This is a genomic window from Ilumatobacteraceae bacterium (assembly GCA_033344875.1).
Classification (GTDB): Bacteria; Actinomycetota; Acidimicrobiia; order Acidimicrobiales; family Ilumatobacteraceae; genus Ilumatobacter.
In genome coordinates, this window is record JAWPMO010000001.1 from 1,590,250 (window position 1) to 1,609,351 (window position 19,102).

Consider the following 19,102-nt stretch of genomic DNA (forward strand, 5'->3'; position numbering starts at 1 on the left):
CGCGTCGGAACTCAGTCCGTCACAGCGACGTGGAGGAGCACAGCGGCGACCGCCGGGTCCTCCAACCGATTGTCGGGCACGACGTCGACGTCGATCAGGCCGTCGTCGCCCCGCAGCCGGATGCCCAGCCGTCGGTGACGTCCGGCACTGCGGCCGATGCCGGTGAACGCCTCGACCGCCTGCTCGACGTCGTCGCCGTGGACGAACTCCAGGAACGACCGGCCGATCAGGGTCCCGGGTTCGAGCCCGAGCAGGTCGTCGAGTTCGTCATCGACGTAGTGGATCGCGCCGAGTTCGCTCATGGCGACGAGCCCGCCGTACCCCGGCAGGCGGCACGCGGCGATCGCCTCGCGGTTCAGAACACTCGTTATCGGCACCCATGGTGATCGGCACGCCGACCCGCCGACTTGACCGGATCGATGATCCGGGCGTCATTCGACGAGACGGAGACCGGCGGGGGTGATCGACGGTTCGTCGTGTGGCAGGTCGACGACGAACTCGGTCCGGTGTGCCGGGAAGTAGTGCTCGCTGACCAGGACCGGGTTGCCGTCGAGGTCGGCCGTGACCCGCTGGCACTTGAGCAGCGGCGCGCCGACGGGTACGGCGAGCAGACCGGCGAGGTCTGCATCCGCCGAGTCCGCGCCGATCGTCTGCGTCGCGCCGCGCAGTTCGACGTCGAGCAACTCGGAGAACGGGCGTCGCTCGACGTCGTCCAGCGAGAGTCGCTGCCCCATGACGGCCGGACACCACACGGTGACGACGGCGAACGGCTCCCCGTCGGCCAGGCTCACCCGCTTGACGCGCAGCACCTTGGCCGGCCCCAGCAGCTTGCGAACGTGGACCGGCGGCGACTCGAACGAGAAGTCGATCACGCGCCGCGCCGGGTCGCGGCCGCTCGTCTCCAGCTGCGACTCGATCGTTCCGAGTCGCTCGAGGCTCTGGCGAACCGGCTCGGTCGACACGAACCAACCGAACCCCTGCCGGGCCGCGATCAGTCCGTCTTCGCGCACGACTTCGAGGGCGCGCCGGATGGTCACGCGGCTCGCCGAGAACTCACGCGACAACTCGGCCTCGCTGGGCAGGAGCGAGCCGGGGGCCGCGCTCCGCACCCTGGTGCGGAGTTCGTCGGCGATCTCCTGATACCTGACGTGCCGCATCGTCGTCAGCCGCCCGCGTCGATCAGTTCGATCCGGTTGCCGAACGGGTCGTCGACATGGCAGCGGACACTCTGGTCGATCTCATCGCTCCACCGCACGTCGAGCCCGGTGCCGGCGACGACCTCGCGCAGGTCGACCACCAACAGTGCAGGGTGGGCCTTGCGGGCCGGCACGAAATCGGCCTCGACACCGACGTGGATCTCGGTCGGACCCGCCCGGAACCATGCACCGCCGCGGGCCGCCATCGCCGGCGGTTTGGGTATCTCGACCATGCCGAGCACCCCGACGTAGAACTCCCGCGCGGTGTCTTCTCGGCCCTCCGGGATCGCCAGTTGCACGTGGTCGATACCGAGCCATCTGATCTTTGCCGATCCCATGAAACTTGTATTATAGTTGTCTACATGTCTGTGACTGCCACCACCCCGATCGAGCTCGTCGAGGCCGTGTACTCGAAGCTGTCCGCCAACGCTCAACTCGGCCGCGAACGGCTCGGCCGTCCACTCACCCTCGCCGAGAAGATCCTGATCAACCACCTCGTCGATCCCGAGGGGCAGGACATCGAGCGAGGCGTCACCTACAACGACTTCAGCCCCGACCGCGTCGCGATGCAGGACGCGACCGCACAGATGGCGCTGCTCCAGTTCATGACGGCCGGGCTCGACGAGGCGGCGGTGCCGTCGACGGTGCACTGCGACCACCTCATCCAGGCCAAGGTCGGCGCCTCGATCGACCTCGGTGTGGCGATCGACACGAACAAGGAGGTCTACGACTTCCTGAAGAGCGTGTCGGCCAAGTACTCGATCGGCTTCTGGGGCCCCGGCTCGGGCATCATCCACCAGGTCGTGCTCGAGAACTACGCGTTCCCCGGCGGCATGATGATCGGCACCGACAGCCACACCCCGAACGCCGGAGGTCTCGGCATGGTGGCGATCGGTGTCGGCGGCGCCGACGCGGTCGACGTGATGACCGGCTTCCCGTGGAACGTGCGCTGGCCGAAGGTCATCGGCGTCAAGCTGACCGGCACCCTCAGCGACTGGTCGAGCCCCAAGGACGTCATTCTCGAGGTCGCCCGCCAGCTCACGGTCAAGGGCGGCACCGGCGCGATCGTCGAGTACCACGGCCCCGGCGCCGACTCGATCTCCGCCACCGGCAAGGGCACCATCTGCAACATGGGCGCCGAGATCGGCGCCACCACGTCACTGTTCGGCTACGACCACAACATGGCGATGTACCTCAAGGCCACCGGCCGCGAAGCGATCGCCGACGCCGCCGAACAGGTCGCCGACGACCTCCGTCCCGACGAGGGCGCGCTCTACGACCAGTTGATCGAGATCGACCTCGACGAGTTGAAGCCGCTCATCAACGGCCCGCACTCCCCCGACCGGGCCCACAAAGTCGGCGCGTCCGGCGTCGGCGCCGCGGCCCAGGAGCACGAGTGGCCGATGGTCCCGTCGGCAGCGCTGATCGGGTCGTGCACGAACTCGTCGTACGAGGACATCACGCGCGCCGCCTCGATCGCCCGCCAGGCAGCTGCAGCCGGTCTCACCGCCAAGGTGCCGCTGCTGATCACGCCGGGCTCCGAGCAGACCCGTGCCACCATCGAGCGCGACGGGCTCCTCGCCGACCTCGAGGCGATCGGCGCGACCGTGCTCGCCAACGCCTGCGGTCCGTGCATCGGCCAGTGGAGCCGCCCCGAAGCCATCACCGGCGAGACCAACACGATCGTCACGTCGTACAACCGCAACTTCCCGAAGCGCAACGACGGGTCCGCCAACACGCTCGCGTTCGTGACCTCACCCGACACGGTGATGGCGATCGCGCTCGCCGGCCGACTCGACTTCGACCCGACGACCGACACCATCACCGCCCCCGACGGCACCGAGGTCACGCTCGACGCGCCGGTCGGCCAGGTGTTGCCCGACGCCGGCTACGACCCGGGCGACGACACGTTCACCGCGCCGCCCGCCGACGGCAGTTCGGTCGAGGTCGCGGTCAGCCCCGACAGCGACCGGCTGCAGCTGCTCGAGCCGTTCCCCGCATGGAACGGCGATGACTACCAGGCGCTCCCGGTCCTCGTGAAGGCCCAGGGCAAGTTCACCACCGACCACATCTCGATGGCCGGTCCGTGGCTCAAGTACCGGGGCCACCTCGAGAACATCTCGGGCAACCTCTACCTCGGCGCCGTCAACGCGTACGACGGCTACGAGGTCGGACACGGCAAGAACCAGCTGACCGGCGAGACCCAGACCTTCCCCGACATGGCCAAGGCGTACCACGAGGCCGGCCAGCCCTGGGTCGTCATCGGCGACGAGAACATGGGCGAGGGCTCCAGCCGTGAACACGCGGCGATGGAGCCCCGGTTCCGACTCGGGCTGGTCGCGATCGCACGCAGCTTCGCCCGCATCCACGAGACCAACCTGAAGAAGCAGGGCATGGTGCCGCTCACGTTCGCCGATCCGGCGACCTACGACCAGATCGACGAGGACGACCGCATCAGTGTGCTCGGCCTCCCGCCGGTTCCCGGTCAGAACGTCCGCTGCCAGATCGTGAAGCCCGACGGCACCACGATCGACTTCGAGGCAGTGCACACCTTCAGCCCCGAACAGGTCGAGTGGTTCAAGGCCGGTTCGGCGTTGAACATCATCCGCCAGAAGTCGAACCAGGGCTGACGAGCGAGGCGGCCCGGGCGACGGCGCCCCGGCCGCCGAGCAGACCCCGGACGGTCGGCGTCAGCAGTCGGCAGACTCGGGGCGCGGCTCGTTGGCGAGGTCTTCGAGCTTCTTGATCCCGTCGCCCGCCTGGAAACGCATCGAGGTCCACGACCAACGCCGGTCGCCGACCCACGCCGTGAGGACCCGCCACAAGGCGATACCGGTCACGACCAGGAACGCCGCGGCCGCTGCGTCGATCCACCAGTGGTTCGCGGTGGCGATGATCGCCAGCGTCATGAGCACCGGGTGGATGACCACGACCCATCGCCATCGCGACGTCAACACCGACACGACCGCGATGGCTTCGATCATCGCCCATGCGAAGTGCAGCGACGGCATCGCCGCGATCTGGTTGGCCGCACCCTCGAGCGGGTTGGCCGGGTAGATCGCCGGACCGTACCGGGCCATGGTGTCGACGAATCCGTCCATCATGCGCGGCGGCGCGAGCGGGAACAGCAGGTGGATGATCAGACCGGTGAACGTCGAGAACGCCATCAGGTTGCGGAACGACCGGTACGCCTCGGAGTGGCGGAGGTACAGCCACAGCAAGAGCGCGATCGCCGCCGGGAAATGGAACCAGATGTAGTAGTGGTTCAACATCTTGATGAAGTTCGGGTGGTCGAGGAGGAACCCCTGGAGGTTGTCTTCGAACGGCAGCCCGAGCCAGCTCTCGAAGCGGATGATGTCACGCGAGTTCGAGAATGCGGTCTGGAGATCGGTCCGGTTCAGCGTCCGGATCGATCGGTAGATCATCAACAGGCCGGCGACGATGCTGATCTCGACCAGCATCTGGGCTCCGTAGCGGCTCCGCCACCAGGTCGCGAGAGGGCGACGCGTGCCCCCATCCTGCGACTCCGTTGCCGTCTCCATCGAACGCTCCCTGTCTGCCAACAGTACCCTCGTAACAACATCGACATACAGCACATTTCTTCCGGGATCGAGGTGCCAGTGGTCACAATGAGCGCGAATTCAGGCAACAACGACGTTCTTCACACTCCTGGCGCGCCGGTTGACCCCGATCGGACCGGCTCCGAACATGACATGCTCATGTCATTCCTCGACTACTTCCGGGTCGTCCTGGTCAGGAAATGTGCCGGATTGAACGCCGAACAGCTCCGAACGACCGTCGGCGAATCGACGCTCACACTCGGCCGACTGCTGCGCCACATGGCCTTCGTCGAGGACCACTGGTTCACGTACACGCTGCTCGGCGACGAACTCCCCGAACCCTGGCTCGGGGCCGACTGGGATGCGCAGCCCGATTGGGAGATGGACACCGCTGACGACTGCACCCCCGTCGACCTGGCCGAGCGGTTCGACGAGGCCGTGGCCCGCAGCCGCGACGCGATCACCGGACTGGACCCCGACCACCCGGCCTCGCGCGAGAGCCCCTCCGGACCGACCAGCCTCCGGTGGATCCTCATCCACATGATCGAGGAGTACGCCCGCCACTGCGGCCATGCCGACCTCATCCGCGAGGCGATCGACGGCAACGTCGGCGACTGACGCCGCGAAGAAATTCAGACCGACGCGGAACGAAACCGACGAGGTGTGCGTCTGGAGGGCGTGACCATGGTCGAACCGACATCGATCGACGGCGGCGCAAGCCGCGCGAGGACGAGTACCGACGTGCGCGATGTCCCGACCGTGCGCAGCTTCGAGGCGTTCTGCACCAACGAAGCAGACCGATTGGCCCGCGCACTCGCGATCGCCCTCAACAACCGCGAACTCGGACGTGACGCCGCCGCCGAAGCGCTCACCCGAGCGTGGCCCCGATGGGCCGAGATCTCCGAGTACGACAATCCGGCCGGCTGGGTCTACCGGGTCGGACTCAACTGGGGGCGCTCACGCCTCCGGCGCTGGCGACGCGAGACCATCACCGAAGTGTTCGCCGAAGTGACGGAACCGGCACCCGACCCGGACGGCGCCATCGCCGACGCGTTGCGGAAGCTGTCGACCGAACACCGTGCCGTGGTGGTCGGCCGGATCTACCTCGACTGGTCGGAGGCCGACCTCGCGATCGCGCTCGGCATCCCCACCGGCACCGTCAAGAGCCGCCTCAGCAGGGCGCTCGCACAACTCGAACAGCACCTGGGAGCATCATCATGAGCGATCCGAGCCGATCCACCGGCCGCCTCCACGACGCGCTGCACGCCGCCGCCGACGAACTCGCACTCGACCCGATCGAGCCGACGGCCATCCGTGGCCGTGCGGCAACCCGCCGTCGCCGACGCCGGGCCGCCGTCGGCGGAGGCATCACCGTCGTCGCGATCGCGCTGGTCGGCGCCGTCGTCGCCAACCGCGACCTGGGCGACGACACCATCGAGTTCGCCAACCCGCCCGAGACCACCCAACCCGAGACCACCCAGCCCGATGGGTCCGGCGACCAGTCCGCTCCCGCCCCGGTCACGACGCCGATCACGACGCCGCCGACGTTGCCGCCGGCCGACACCGACCCCGTCTTCGACGGTGGTACCGACGCAACCGCTCCCGCCGGCGATCTCGTGCAACTCCTGCCGTGGCGCGACGGGTTCCTGCGGATCGCCGTGCTCACCGAACCGCAGCCACTCGGGCCGATCCCCGAGGAGATCAGTGCGCTCTTCCCCGACGAGGTGCTCGCCCTGTTCCCCGACGGGCTCCCCCCGACCATCGAGGAGGCCACCGCCATCCTGAGCGAGGCCGGTCTGCTCGACGAGGTCACGGCCATCCTGTCCGAACACCCCGAGGCATCGGAGGCGATCTACGCGACCGAGGCACCGCCGTCCACCCTCGTCGCCGGCTTCACGACCGACGGGGCGTCGTGGACCACGTCGGAGATGACGATGCCCGGCGGGTACCCGGGAACCTTCACGGTCAGCGGCGACCGGTTGGTCACGTCGTCGACCGGGCCCGTCGGCGACGACGGCCAACTGGAGGTCACCGTCGCCTGGACCGACGACCTGGTCACCTGGAACGAGACGTCGATCGATGTCGTGGCCACGGAATCCGAGGTGACCCCGCCGTTCCACCAGGAGACGTACGTCAACTCGATCGCCGTCGCCGGCGACCGATGGGTCGCACGGGTCGAGCGACACGTGTGGGTCGACTACGAATCGCTCCTTCCGGCCGACGTCCGCGCCGAGTTGAACGACAGCCAGTTCGGCTACGGGATGTCGACGTCCGACACCGGCCTCACCATCGACATCGAACGGGCGGACGGGCCACCACAGTCGTATGTCTTCACCTGGGTCGAACTCGGGTACGAGGACGACCCAGGTGTCGGCGTCGCCGACATCGACTCGTCCCAGACGCTGCTCGTCGGCACGCTCGACGGAGGTGCCGAGGAGATCCCCGCCCCGGCCGGCGGGAACGCGTACGGCAACGTGATCGCCGGTGCGTCCGAGTTCTACCTCGTCGGCGAACACCTGTCGGCCAGCGCCGACGGACGCACGTGGAGCCGTGTCGACGGCGTGCCGTCCGACCGGTACGTCGCCTCGGTCGTGCCCCTGACGAACGGCGACCTGTTCATCATGGAAGCGTCGACGGGCAACGAAGCCTGGTTCCGGAGCGACGGCTCGTTCACCCAGGTCCAACTACCCGACCTGGGGCTCCCCTACGGACTCTGGAACTCGAACCCGACCGGTGCCTGGGTCGTCGACCTCGGCGACCAGGGCTACTTCGAGGAACCGGCCGAACCCATCACGGTGGTCGTCGAGTACGAGGGCTACGAACTCGCTGTCACCGACGGACCGGACGGCAGCACGTACGAACTGGCCGACGCCACGACCGGCGAGATGATCGTCGACGGTGTGGTCGGACCGGGCGGCGACGACCGGGACTCGATCTGGGAGTTCGACGAGGAGACGGGCACGACGACCGTCGTCATCCGCGACGCCGCCGGCGCCGAGGTCGTGCGCATCCCGGGCGCGCTGCTCACCGACGCCTACAACGCTGCGTACGAATCCAACTCCGGCTCCTCGGCCGGACCCGCCGACGAGTGGACGCCCGACTTCTGGCTCATCGCGACGGCGGACGGGGTCGACTGGCTCACGCTCGACCTCGCCGAGCCGACCCCTGACGGCGGCTCCTGGCCGACATCGGCCGCCCGGAACGGGCGGACGGTGCTCTACCAGACCCCCGGCGGCTGGGCCACCGTCGAGCTCTGAGGCTCAGTCGGTACCCGGGCGACGCTCGGCCTCGCGGTCGGGGTCGCCCCGGTACCCGGGCGGGTACGTGGCAGCGAGTTCTTCGGGGGTCGGGTCGCGCCGCACCTGCGACTCGGGCGGCAACAGCGCCGAGATTGCCTTCATGATGCGCTTGGTGTCCTTGTCGAGGCTCTTGCCCTTCAGTTCGACCGGGTCGCCGACGGCCGCGAGCACGGTCGGCGCATCGGTGACGTTGAACACCTTCGGTACCCGGGAGGAGCGTGGCCAGACCTCTTCGGTGCCCCACAGGCCGATGGGGATGACCGGCGCACCGGTCATCTGCGCGAGTCGGGCGGCACCCCACCGTCCCTTGAGCTTCGGCTCGAAGAACGCCGGACCGCGGGGGATGGTGCCCTCGGGCATGATCGCGACCATCTCACCGGCACCGAGCGCCTCAGCGGCCAGTTGGAGCGGCTCGTCCGACCCGGTGCCGCGCTCGACGCGGATGCCGCCCATGGCGGAGGCGAGCGACCCGACGACGGGCACGTCGAAGACCTCCTTCTTGCCGAGCGACCTGACCGTGCGTCCGGTCTTGGCGACGACCATCGAGATCACCATCGGATCGAAGTACGAGCGGTGGTTGGCGACGAGGATGACGGGACCGGATGACGGGATCTTGGAGGTGCCCGTGATGCGGATGTCGGCGTAGGGCACCATCGAGGGACGGGAGAACGCGAGCGCGAGGCGTTGGAGCTCCATGCCGACGAGCGGCATCTTCTTCGCCCCGGGCGAGACCCCGAGGTCGATCGTCGGCCAACGTCGAGCGGCGGCCATGACCACCATCCGGGGGTCGGGGTTGACCACGACCGGGTGACCGACGGCGGCGAGGAGTGGCGTGTCGTACACGCTGTCGGAGTAGGCGTAGCTCTCGGCCAGGTCGATCCCGTGCTCGTCGGCCCACTCGCGTACCGCCGCCAGCTTGCCGGCCGACCAGACGAACGGCCCGACGAGGTCGCCGCTGTACGTGTCGTCGTCGTCGGTGACGCCGTACCTGGTCGCGACGACGCCGTCGAGACCGAGACGATCGGCGAACGGCTTGACGAGGTCGTACGGGGTGGTGGTGGCGAGCACGATCGGCCGGCCCTCGTCGCGGTGCATCGCGAACACCGACTCGGCGAAGGGCTGCACCAGGTCGACGAGGCGGTCGGCGACGCTGTCGGCCGCCTCGTGCACCGCAGCCCTCGAGCGACCCTTGGCGAAGTTGACCGCCTGCCGGGCGAGCGCCATCGACGGGAGCGTCTCGCCGACCGTGTTGAACAGCTGGTAGAGCAACTTCTCGCCGGGGATGTTGCGGCTGACCAGCCCGGCGGCCCGCATCGCGTCGGAGAACACCTCACCGCTCGCGCCCCGCAGCAGCGTGCGGTCGAGGTCGAAGAACGCTGCGCCGGTCGGGTCGGTCGATCGCTGGGCCACATCGGCAGACTAGGCCAAGGGTGTCGCCGACCGATACCGTCGAACGTCACCCGAAAACGGGAAACGCCCCGATGGGGGATCGGGGCGTCTCAACCTGGAAATCCCGTTCGGTGGGGGACCGAACATGTTGGGATCTCCTCGAAGCGGAACATGGGGGGTGTTCTCGCGTCGTTCTGTTTGTGAAAGTATGCACGCACTTCCAAGCATCTGACAAGTAGAACTCTCCGATACTTCACATCTGTTTTCGTGATACCCTCGGCGTGTGGATGTTCGACAGCTCTCGGCCATCGTGGCGGTCGCCGATCACGGCACCTTCTCCGCAGCGGCGCGGGCGCTCTACACCGTCCAGTCCAACGTCTCCGGCCACGTCGCCAAGCTCGAACGTGAACTGGGAGTCACGCTCGTCGACCGCGCCCACGGCGGCCTGACCGACGAGGGCGAGCGGGTCGTCGAGCGGGCCCGACGGGTGCTCCACGAGATCGACGACATCTCCGCCGACATCGCCTCGCTCGACTCCGACGTCTCGGGCGATGCCCGCATCGGCGTGATCGGCACCACCGCCCGCTGGCTGATGCCCCAGCTGCTCGGGGCCGTCGCCGACCGACACCCCCGCGTCCATCCGATCGTCAGCGAGGGCAGCACGACGACGATCGTTCCCGGCGTGCTCTCCGGGCAACTCAACGCGGCGATCATCCACCTCCCCATCGACGACCCGGAGTTGATCGTCGAGCCACTCTTCGCGGAAGACCTGATCCTCCTGGTCCATTCGTCGCACCCGCTCGCCGAACGCGACCACATGTCGCTGCGCGAACTCGAAGAGGTACCGCTCCTGCTCCCACCCAAGGGCGCCGCACTGCGTCGCGTGCTCGATCGGGCCGCCGGCAGCGTCGACGTGACGCTGCGCGCCCAAGCCGAGATCGACGGTGTCCGGCTGCTGGCATCGCTCGCGTTCGATGCGTACGGCGCCGCCATCGTGCCCGCCACCGCAGCCCCCAAGCAGATCGAGGGCGACTTCAAGCGGGTGATGGTGCCCGAACTCCCCCGCCGTGTCGTTGCATGGACCCGTCGACGTCGGCCGGGCCCGAGCGCCGCGACCAATGCAGTCGCCCTGATCCTGAACGAGGTCGTGCACGCTCACGCCGACGACCAACCCGGCGTCCACCTCACCACCGACACGTTCCCGCTGCACCGCAACGCGTGAGCGCCCACGCGAGCGTCTAGTGTCCGCGACGATGTCGCTCGATGAACTGAACGTTGCGGCCGGGCTTCCCGGGCCGATCTCCGCACAGGTCCGCGTGATCGACGATCGCCGGGTGTCATGGGTCGAGTTCGACGCCGTCGAACCCGCTGCGCCGCTCACACAGGCGATGACCCAGACCTGGGAACGCGCCGCGATGACCGCCCTCGAGGAACAGATCCCCTTCGTCATGGTGATCAACTCCGCCGGCGCCGACATCGGCGAGGGCATCGCCGCACTCGACGGCTGGGGACGCGTCGCTCGAGCCCTCACCCGCTGTTCCGGCAGGGTGCCGACGTTCGCGATCGTCGACGGCCCGGCCGTGTCGGGCCCCGCGCTCCTCCTCGGCCTCGTCGACTTCACGATCATGACGAACACCGCGTACGCGTTCGTCAACGGCCCGGTCATGGTGAAGCAGATCACCGGCATCGAGATCTCGAAGGACGAGCTCGGCTCCGCAGCCTCGCTCGAACGCAACGCCGGTCTGCCGATCGCGATCGTGGCCGACCGCGAGGCCGGCGCCGAGCTGATCGAACAACTCCTGACCTACGTGCCCGATCACGCCGACGAGGAACCACCGTTCTCCCCCACCTCCGACCCGATCGAACGTCGCTGCCCCGAGGCCGGCGAACTGATCCCCGAATCGTCGACCGGCAGCTACGACGTTCGTCAGGTGGCCGAGGCGATCGTCGACGAGGACTCGCTGCTCGAACTCCGCTCACGATGGGCCGGCAACGTCGTCACCGCGTTCGCGACGGTGGCCGGGCAACCGGTCGGCATCGTCGCCAACCAGCCGATGAACCTGGCGGGGACGCTCGACATCCCCGCCTCGCAGAAGGCGGCTCGATTTGTCGCGTTCTGCGACGCCTTCAACCTCCCGCTGATCACGCTGGTGGACACCCCCGGCTTCTACCCGGGCAAGGACCTCGAGTGGCGGGGCATGATCCGCCACGGGGCGCAGCTCGTCTACGCATACGGCCGAGCGACCGTGCCCCGTGTGTGCGTGATCCTGCGCAAGAGCTACGGCGGCGCGTTCATCGTCATGGACTCCAAGACGATGGGGAACGACGTGTGCCTCGCGTGGCCGTGGGCCGAACTCGCCGTGATGGGCGCCGGCCAGGCCGCCGCCATCCTCCAGCGGCGGGCCACCGACGAGGAGCGCGCCGCGTTCGAGGTCGACTACGCCGAACGGCTCCTCAACCCCTACGTCGCCGCCGAGCGCGGCTACGTCGACGCGGTCATCGACCCGGCCGACACGCGACGCGAGATCGCCGGCGCACTCGAGATGCTCGCCAACAAGCGCGAGCGCCTCCCCCGCCGCAAACACGGCAACACGCCGCTGTGACAGCGCGGCGCCGTGGGGTGCTGCGCACGGGTTCGGGCGGCACGTCGGACGGTCGGCGACGTTGATCCGATCAACGTCGTCCGTCTCGTTGAAGGCGGAGGTGGTCCGACCGATACATTGGATCCTCGGGGAGCAAGCCCCTGTCCCATTCGAGCGTGACACGAAGGAAGCAACGTGCCCGAGACCATTACCATCACCGACGACCGGACCGGGAAGACGGTCACCGTCCCGATCGAGGGCGGGGTGTTCCCCTCCAGCGCGCTGCGCGAGCTCGACCCGTCACTGTTCATGTACGACCCGGCCTACATGTCGACGGCGGCGTGCAAGTCCGAGATCACGTATCTCGACGGCGCCAACGGCGTACTCCGCTATCGCGGCTACCCGATCGAGCAGCTCGCCGAGAAGTCGACCTACCTCGAAGTGGCGTACCTCCTCGTCAACGGCGAGCTGCCGACGACCGAGCAGCTCGACGCGTGGACCCACGAGATCACCCATCACACGTTCATCCACGAGAACATGCGCAAGCGGTTCGTCGACGGTTTCCACTACGACGCCCACCCGATGGGCATGTTCGTCTCGTCGCTGGCGGCGCTCGGCACGTTCTACGAAGGCGCCAAAGACGTCCACGACCCCGACGCCCGGCATCGCCAGATCGTCCGCCTGATCGGCAAGACTCCGACGCTCGCCGCGATGGCGTACCGCTTCTCGGTCGGCCTGCCGTTCAACTACCCGGACAACGACTTGTCCTACCCGGCGAACTTCCTCAACATGATGTGGAAGATCGGTCCGCGTTACGAGGTCGACCCTCGACTCGAGCGGGCGATGGACATCCTGTTCATCCTCCACGCCGACCACGAGCAGAACTGCGGCACCACCGCGATGCGCGTCGTCGGTTCCAGCCAGACCGATCCCTACTCGTCCGCTGCCGCGGCGGCGAGCGCGCTCTACGGCCCGCTGCACGGTGGCGCCAACGAGGCGGTCGTGCGGATGCTGGCCGACATCGGCCACAAGGACAACGTGCCCGCCTTCATCGAATCGGTGAAGAACGGCGAGGGCCGCCTCATGGGCTTCGGCCACCGCGTGTACAAGAACTACGACCCGCGCGCCACCATCATCAAGAAGGCCGCCTACGACGTCTTCGAGGTCACCGGCAAGAACCCGCTGCTCGACATCGCGTTGGCCCTCGAAGAGGTCGCGCTGCAAGACCCGTACTTCGTCGACCGCAAGCTGTACCCGAACGTCGACTTCTACTCGGGCCTCATCTACCAGGCCCTCGGCTTCCCCGTCGACATGTTCACGGTGCTGTTCGCCATCCCGCGCACCGTCGGCTGGCTGGCGCACTGGCAGGAACTGCTCAACGACCCGGCACAGAAGATCTCTCGTCCCCGGCAGTGGTACGCCGGCGTCGACGAACGAGATTACGTCGCGATCGACGCTCGCTGAGTCGAGACGCTCGCTGCGTCATCAGCGCCGTTCCATCACCACCGAGCGCCGTCGGGTCGATGTTCGACCCGGCGGCGTTTGCCGTTCGGAACCGATCGACGGCTCGGGTCAGAGGCAGTCGGCGACCAGGTCGAGCGCCGCGCTGACCGTTTCGAGCAGGGCGGCGGGCGGCACCGGGGGTTGCGCGACGGCGACCTGGGGCCTGGCCGGCGCAGCGGGCACCGGCGGCGATCCCACGGCGACCTCGGGCTCCTGGGCCGTGGGCGGCACCGGGGGCTGACCGACCGCGACCTCGGGCTCCTGGGCCGCCGGCGGCACCGGGGGCTGCCCGACCGCGACCTCGGGCTCCTGGGCCGTGGGCGGCACCGGGGGCTGACCGACCGCGACCTCGGGCTCGGCGGGAGCGGGGGGCGGCGGCGGGGCACCGACGGCGACGGTCGTTCCGTCGACCTCACCGGTCTCGGGGGCCGGCTCGTCGGCCGGCTCGGACGGTGCGACCTCGTCGTCGGACGTGGTCGGCTCGTCGGCCGGTTCGTCGGCCCAGACGGAACCTGCGGGGACGACGCCGCACATCGCGACGGCGATCGCCAACGCCCCGTACCGCTTCCGAGCAGAGTTCCGCCGTGTCATGGAGAACAGCGTACGAACGCCCGCCACCTGCGTCCGGTCGAAATTCAAGATCACCATAGGGTTCCCCTCAAGAACGAATGCTCACCGTACCCGTTCGCCACCCCAGTCGTCAATACGACCACTCTGAGTGACTTCAGGTGCGGGTTGCACTCGGTGGTGTGGCAGCCCGTACGATCGTCGACGATGGATTTCAGCTGGACCGACGAACAGATCGAGCTCCGCGAGCAGGCGTGTGAGGTGGCCCGATCGGCCGTCGAGCGCTTCGGCCGCCACAACGACTCGTGGATCAACGGCTTCAGCAAGGAGTTCGCCGTCGAGATGGCCGAACTGGGTTGGATCGGCCTCACCTGGCCGGTCGAGTTCGGCGGTGGCGGCCGTCCACCGATCGATCGCCTCATCATCGGAGAAGAACTCATCGCCGCCGGCGCGCCGATCGCCGCGATGTGGTTCGCCGACCGCCAGATGGGGCCGTCGCTGATCTCGTACGGTCGCCCCGACCAACAGGAGGCGTTCCTGCCGGGCATGTTGGCGGGCGAGACCACCTGGTGCATCGGCATGTCCGAACCCAATGCCGGCAGCGACCTCGCCGGCCTCACGACGCAAGCGGTGCGCGACGGTGACGAGTACGTCATCAACGGTCAGAAGATCTGGACCAGCTTCGGGCTCGTCGCCGACTACTGCTACGTGATCTGTCGCACCACGAACGAGGGCCCGCCGCACCAGGGCATCAGCGAGATCATCGTGCCGATGGACACCCCCGGTGTCGAGGCACGACCGATCAAGGACATGACCACGAACCAGCACTTCTCCGAGGTCTTCTTCACCGACGTGCGGGTCCCGGTCACCAACCTGGTCGGCGTCGAGGGCAACGCCTTCAAGCAGACCATGACGCAGCTCGAGCACGAGCGCGGCGGCATCGACCGGCTCGTCAGCAACGAGGCGCTGTTCCGCATGGCGGTGGAGCGGGCCGACACCGCCGACCCGCGCATCCGTCAGGAGATCGCTGCGCTCGAAACCGGCTACCGGCTCGGCCGGATCCTCGTCACCCGGGAGGTTCTCAAGCAGGCACCCCGCGGGTTCTCCGCCGCGACCAAGTGTTTCTGCACCGAACACGAGTGGCGGGTCGCCGAGTTCGTCGGACGCGTCTTCGGCGCCGAGGCAACGGTCTGGAGCGACGTCGTGCACGGCCTGCTCTACGCACCGGGCTACACGATCATGGGCGGCACGTCCGACATCATGCGCAACATCCTCGGCGAGCGCGTCCTCGGTCTCCCCCGAGAGCCCCGCTGAAGCGATACCGTGCCCACATGGGGGCACGGTGAGTTCGTTCCCGCCCGAGGTGGTGAACATCGACGTGGGCGACGCCGCACTCGGCGTCGTTCGTTGGCACACGCGCCCGGGCGCACCGGTCGTGTTCGCCGTGCACGACTTCAGCGGCAACGCCTGGAGCTGGGCGGCGGTCGCCCGTCATCTCGAAGGTCGAGCCGCGCTCGTCGCCGTCGACCTGCGCGGACGCGGCTTCAGCCACCACATCGACGGTCCCTTCGGGGTACGGCAGCATGCCGACGACGTAGCGGCGATCATCCGCCGCCTCAATGCGTCGCCGGCCGTCATCGCGGGCCACGGCCTCGGTGCCTTCGTGGCGCTGGCCGCGGCGGAGCGACATCCTGCCGACGTCCGTGACGTCGTGCTGGTCGACGGCGGCAGCCCGATCCCCGCACCCGACGGCGGCGACCCCGAGGAACGTCTGCGCGAGCTGCTCGGCCCGGCGCTCGGACGACTCGGTCGGGTCTGGACCGACCGGGTCGCCTACCGCTCCCGATGGACCGAACACCCCGCCTTCGCCGACATGATGAACCCGGAGGTCGAGCGCTACGCCCTGAGCGATCTCGTCGAGTGCGACGGCGGCTTCCGCAGCCGGGTCAGCGAGACCGGGGTCCGCACCGACGGCGTCGAGCTGCTCGTCGACACCGAGCTCCGCACGATGCTCGAACGACGGCGTCGCACCCGGATCGTCGTGGCCGAGACCGGCCTCGACAACGGTCCGCCGCCCCTGGTCGACGACGACGTCGTCGCCCGCCTCGAACAACACCGGTGGCGCAGGGTGCCCGCCACCAACCACTACTCGATCCTGCTCGGCGAGGCCGGCGCCGCGACGGTCGCCGACGAACTCGTCGCCTGCCTGGGCTGACCGTCACGCTCCGACGGTGATCATGGTGACGGCCCCGACCGCGAGCGCCATTCCGAACAGCTGCGAGCGGCTCGCACGTTCGCCGTCGAGGACCGACGCCAGCACCACGGTGCTCGCCGGATAGAGCGAGACGAGCACGGCGACCACGGTCAGCATGCCGCGCTGCGCCGCGAGCAGGTACAACCCGTTGGCGAGCCCGACGAGCAGACCGATGATCGCCCCCGGCGCCAGCGCCGACCGCTGCAGGCGGATGCTCGGGTCGCGACGCCGCATCGTCGCCAGTGCGACGATCAGCAGCGGGGTGGCAGCGAACCGACTGGTCAGCAGCGGCCACAGCCCGGCCTCGTCCCCGGCCCGGGAGTACGCCACGAACAGCATGCCGAACGCAGCGCCGACCACTGCGGCGAGCAGCACGGTGGCCGGCTCGACGTTCGACGCGGCGCCGATGCCGCCGATCAGCAGGACGGCGACGAGCGCAGCCACGATCCCGACGCTCGCCAGAACACTCGGGCGCTCACCGAGACCGAGACCGACCAGCACCGGGACGGCTGCGGCCACGACGCCCGTGATCGGAGCGACCACCGTCATGTTGCCGCGGGACAGCGCCAGGTACAGACCCAGCACACCCGAACTCCCCGCCAAGCCGCCGACCACACCCCACCACACCGCGGCCGATGTCGGTCCCGCCGACTCGGCCAACGGAACCACCACGATCATGATGCCGAACAGGCTGAGCTCCGCGATCAACGTGACGACGATCGGCGCGAAACGTCGGCTGACCCGCCCACCGACGTAGTCGGAGACGCCGTACACCAGACCTGATCCGAGCGCCAACAGCATCGCCACCGCGCCGTGTGTAGCAGCCCGGACGCCCGAACGACGACGCCGTTTGCGAGGGCCCGTCACCAGGTCGACACATCCGTCGGGGAACTGCATCCCTGCGCCGGGCGTCAGACCCGCATGAAGCGCAGCAACGTGAACAGGTCGATGGCCGCCCTGGCGGCCGTGGGGGTGCTCCTCACCGGATGCAGTGGAGGGGACGACGACGCCGGTCCGCCCGGATCGGCCGGCGAGCAGTCGAGCGATGTGGGAGGCATCTTCGACACGAACGACGAGGGTCGCGACGACCGGGACGGCGGCGACGACACCGTGGAGGAAGGGGGCGGCGACGACGAGTCGGAGTTCGCCGACAAGTCGACGGCCGAAGCACCGGTGAGCAGCGACGACGCAGGTGACGCGAATGACGAGACCACCTTCGAGCCGGCGAACGGGGACACGTCCTCCGACGGTGCTGCCACGGCAGGTGCCCCGGAGCGGGGCAGCCGGGACGCGGAGGGAGGCCTGTTCGGTGCAGCGGAGCCCGCAGACGATCTGGATGCCGACCGCACCGAGGGCAACACCTTCGAGGACTACGGGTACCGCGACTTCGTCGACGCAGCCGACGACCCCGAATCGACGTTCGCGCTCGACGTCGACACCGGATCGTTCTCGATCGCTCGCCGCTGGCTGGCCGAGGGCACGCTCCCGCCGCGTGAGTCGGTCCGGCCCGAGGAGTACGTCAATGCGTTCGAGTACGACTACGACGCACCTCGCGACGGCCTCGAGCTGACCGTCGACGGTGGCCCCTCCCCCTTCGACGACGACAACGTCCTGGTCCGCATCGGCGTGCAGGGCGAGATCGTCGACGACCGCGACCGCGGTGCCGCCGCACTCACGTTCGTCATCGACACGTCGGGCTCGATGGACCGTGACGACCGCCTCGGCCTCGTCAAGGAGTCGCTCTCGATCCTCGTCGACGAACTCGACGACGACGACACGGTCGCGATCGTCACCTACGACGACAATTCGGGCGTCGTCCTCGAACCGACGAGCGTTCGTGATCGCGGCGAGATCCTCGATGCCATCGAACGACTTCGCCCGGGTGGTTCGACCAACCTCGAGGCCGGGCTCCGCCAAGGATACGCACTGGCCGACGACGCGTTCCGCCGGGGCGGTATCAACCGCGTGGTCCTCGCGTCCGACGGCGTCGCCAACGTCGGTGTGACCGACCCCGACCAACTCGCCCGAATGATCCGGGACGACGCCGACCGCGGCATCAACCTGGTCACCGTCGGCTTCGGCATGGGCAACTTCAACGACGTGACGATGGAGCAGCTGGCCGACCAGGGCGACGGCTTCTACGCCTATGTCGACACCGAGGACGAGGCGGAGCGTCTGTTCGAGGACGAGCTGACCTCGACACTGCTGACGATCGCCAAGGACGCCAAGATCCAGGTCGTCTTCGACCCGGAGATCGTCGACTCGTACCGGCTGATCGGATTCGAGAACCGGGGCGTGCTCGACCGCGACTTCCGCAACGACGACATCGACGCCGGCGAACTCGGTTCGGGGCACCAGGTCACCGCCCTCTACGACGTCGAGCTCCGGCGTGGCGTGACGCTCGACGACCGCGGCGACATCGGCGAGGTCTTCCTGCGGTGGGAGGACCCCGACGACGGCGAGGTCGTCGAGATCGACGAGGACATCGATCTCCGTGACATCGAGGAGCGTTGGGGCGACACCGAGCTCGACTTCCAGCTCGCCACCGTCGTGGCCGTGTTCGCCGAGATCATGCGCGAGAACCCGTACGCCGGCGATGTCGACATCGACGACCTGGTCGACGAGGTCGACCGTCTCGCCGACGACCTGGACGACCGCGAGATCGACGATCTCGCCGACCTGATCGAGCGGGCCGCCGAACTCCGCTGACATCGTGACCGTGCGGGCGATCCGATGTCCGGGTCGCCCGCAC

General features: G+C 68.5%; 17 protein-coding genes. 10 read left to right on the forward strand and 7 right to left on the reverse strand.

Annotated features, from left to right (window positions below; genetic code table 11):
• Nucleotides 1–11: 11 nt before the first annotated feature.
• The 3 genes from R8G01_07530 to R8G01_07540 all read right to left on the reverse strand — a co-directional run bounded on the left by R8G01_07530 (nt 12) and on the right by R8G01_07540 (nt 1,534).
• On the reverse strand, nt 12–302 hold the full coding sequence (locus tag R8G01_07530) for a PAS domain-containing protein (GenBank protein ID MDW3213828.1): 291 nt from the start codon (nt 300–302) through the stop codon (nt 12–14).
• 129 nt (nt 303–431) lie between these two features.
• Nucleotides 432–1,157, reverse strand: a complete 726-nt coding sequence (locus tag R8G01_07535) for a GntR family transcriptional regulator (GenBank protein MDW3213829.1) — start codon at nt 1,155–1,157, stop codon at nt 432–434.
• 5 nt (nt 1,158–1,162) lie between these two features.
• Nucleotides 1,163–1,534 (reverse strand): glyoxalase, encoded by a 372-nt coding sequence (locus tag R8G01_07540; GenBank protein MDW3213830.1) that lies wholly within the window; start codon nt 1,532–1,534, stop codon nt 1,163–1,165.
• 24 nt (nt 1,535–1,558) lie between these two features.
• Between R8G01_07540 and R8G01_07545 the strand changes: the two genes are divergently transcribed.
• Nucleotides 1,559–3,826 (forward strand): aconitate hydratase, encoded by a 2,268-nt coding sequence (locus tag R8G01_07545; GenBank protein ID MDW3213831.1) that lies wholly within the window; start codon nt 1,559–1,561, stop codon nt 3,824–3,826.
• 60 nt (nt 3,827–3,886) lie between these two features.
• Here R8G01_07545 and R8G01_07550 read toward each other — a convergent pair whose 3' ends face one another.
• Complete coding sequence (locus tag R8G01_07550) at nt 3,887–4,738, reverse strand: phosphatase PAP2 family protein (GenBank protein MDW3213832.1); 852 nt, start codon at nt 4,736–4,738, stop codon at nt 3,887–3,889.
• A gap of 171 nt (nt 4,739–4,909) precedes the next feature.
• Here R8G01_07550 and R8G01_07555 point away from each other — a divergent pair, with 171 nt between their 5' ends.
• The 3 genes from R8G01_07555 (at nt 4,910) to R8G01_07565 (ending at nt 8,013) form a co-directional block, all read left to right on the forward strand.
• Nucleotides 4,910–5,374 (forward strand): DinB family protein, encoded by a 465-nt coding sequence (locus tag R8G01_07555; protein MDW3213833.1) that lies wholly within the window; start codon nt 4,910–4,912, stop codon nt 5,372–5,374.
• A gap of 123 nt (nt 5,375–5,497) precedes the next feature.
• Entirely contained in the window at nt 5,498–5,977 is a 480-nt protein-coding gene (locus R8G01_07560; GenBank protein MDW3213834.1) for a sigma factor-like helix-turn-helix DNA-binding protein, read from the forward strand.
• On the forward strand, nt 5,974–8,013 hold the full coding sequence (locus R8G01_07565) for a hypothetical protein (protein ID MDW3213835.1): 2,040 nt from the start codon (nt 5,974–5,976) through the stop codon (nt 8,011–8,013). Before R8G01_07560 ends, R8G01_07565 begins: the two co-directional genes overlap by 4 nt.
• Nucleotides 8,014–8,016: 3 nt before the next feature.
• Here the strand turns inward: R8G01_07565 and R8G01_07570 are convergent, their stop codons facing one another.
• The gene (locus R8G01_07570; GenBank protein MDW3213836.1) at nt 8,017–9,465 is read right to left on the reverse strand and encodes an HAD-IB family hydrolase; all 1,449 of its coding nucleotides are present in this window, start codon (nt 9,463–9,465) and stop codon (nt 8,017–8,019) included.
• Between the two features lie 262 nt (nt 9,466–9,727).
• Here R8G01_07570 and R8G01_07575 point away from each other — a divergent pair, with 262 nt between their 5' ends.
• The 3 genes from R8G01_07575 to R8G01_07585 all read left to right on the forward strand — a co-directional run bounded on the left by R8G01_07575 (nt 9,728) and on the right by R8G01_07585 (nt 13,490).
• Complete coding sequence (locus R8G01_07575) at nt 9,728–10,666, forward strand: LysR family transcriptional regulator (protein MDW3213837.1); 939 nt, start codon at nt 9,728–9,730, stop codon at nt 10,664–10,666.
• Nucleotides 10,667–10,697: 31 nt separating this feature from the next.
• Complete coding sequence (locus R8G01_07580) at nt 10,698–12,047, forward strand: carboxyl transferase domain-containing protein (protein ID MDW3213838.1); 1,350 nt, start codon at nt 10,698–10,700, stop codon at nt 12,045–12,047.
• A gap of 174 nt (nt 12,048–12,221) precedes the next feature.
• The gene (locus tag R8G01_07585) at nt 12,222–13,490 is read left to right on the forward strand and encodes a citrate synthase (protein MDW3213839.1); all 1,269 of its coding nucleotides are present in this window, start codon (nt 12,222–12,224) and stop codon (nt 13,488–13,490) included.
• A 108-nt stretch (nt 13,491–13,598) separates the two neighbouring features.
• Here the strand turns inward: R8G01_07585 and R8G01_07590 are convergent, their stop codons facing one another.
• On the reverse strand, nt 13,599–14,120 hold the full coding sequence (locus tag R8G01_07590) for a hypothetical protein (protein ID MDW3213840.1): 522 nt from the start codon (nt 14,118–14,120) through the stop codon (nt 13,599–13,601).
• Between the two features lie 183 nt (nt 14,121–14,303).
• On the opposite strand from R8G01_07590, the gene R8G01_07595 reads away from it, so the two are divergent.
• Together R8G01_07595 and R8G01_07600 are read left to right on the forward strand one after the other, a co-directional pair.
• Entirely contained in the window at nt 14,304–15,410 is a 1,107-nt protein-coding gene (locus R8G01_07595; GenBank protein MDW3213841.1) for an acyl-CoA dehydrogenase family protein, read from the forward strand.
• Between the two features lie 28 nt (nt 15,411–15,438).
• Nucleotides 15,439–16,311 carry an alpha/beta fold hydrolase gene (locus R8G01_07600; GenBank protein ID MDW3213842.1) on the forward strand — a complete coding sequence of 291 codons (873 nt, stop codon included), beginning with the start codon at nt 15,439–15,441 and terminating at the stop codon, nt 16,309–16,311.
• Nucleotides 16,312–16,314: 3 nt separating this feature from the next.
• Here the strand turns inward: R8G01_07600 and R8G01_07605 are convergent, their stop codons facing one another.
• Nucleotides 16,315–17,151 carry a DMT family transporter gene (locus tag R8G01_07605; GenBank protein ID MDW3213843.1) on the reverse strand — a complete coding sequence of 279 codons (837 nt, stop codon included), beginning with the start codon at nt 17,149–17,151 and terminating at the stop codon, nt 16,315–16,317.
• 120 nt (nt 17,152–17,271) lie between these two features.
• Between R8G01_07605 and R8G01_07610 the strand changes: the two genes are divergently transcribed.
• Nucleotides 17,272–19,059, forward strand: a complete 1,788-nt coding sequence (locus R8G01_07610) for a von Willebrand factor type A domain-containing protein (protein MDW3213844.1) — start codon at nt 17,272–17,274, stop codon at nt 19,057–19,059.
• Nucleotides 19,060–19,102: the final 43 nt, after the last annotated feature.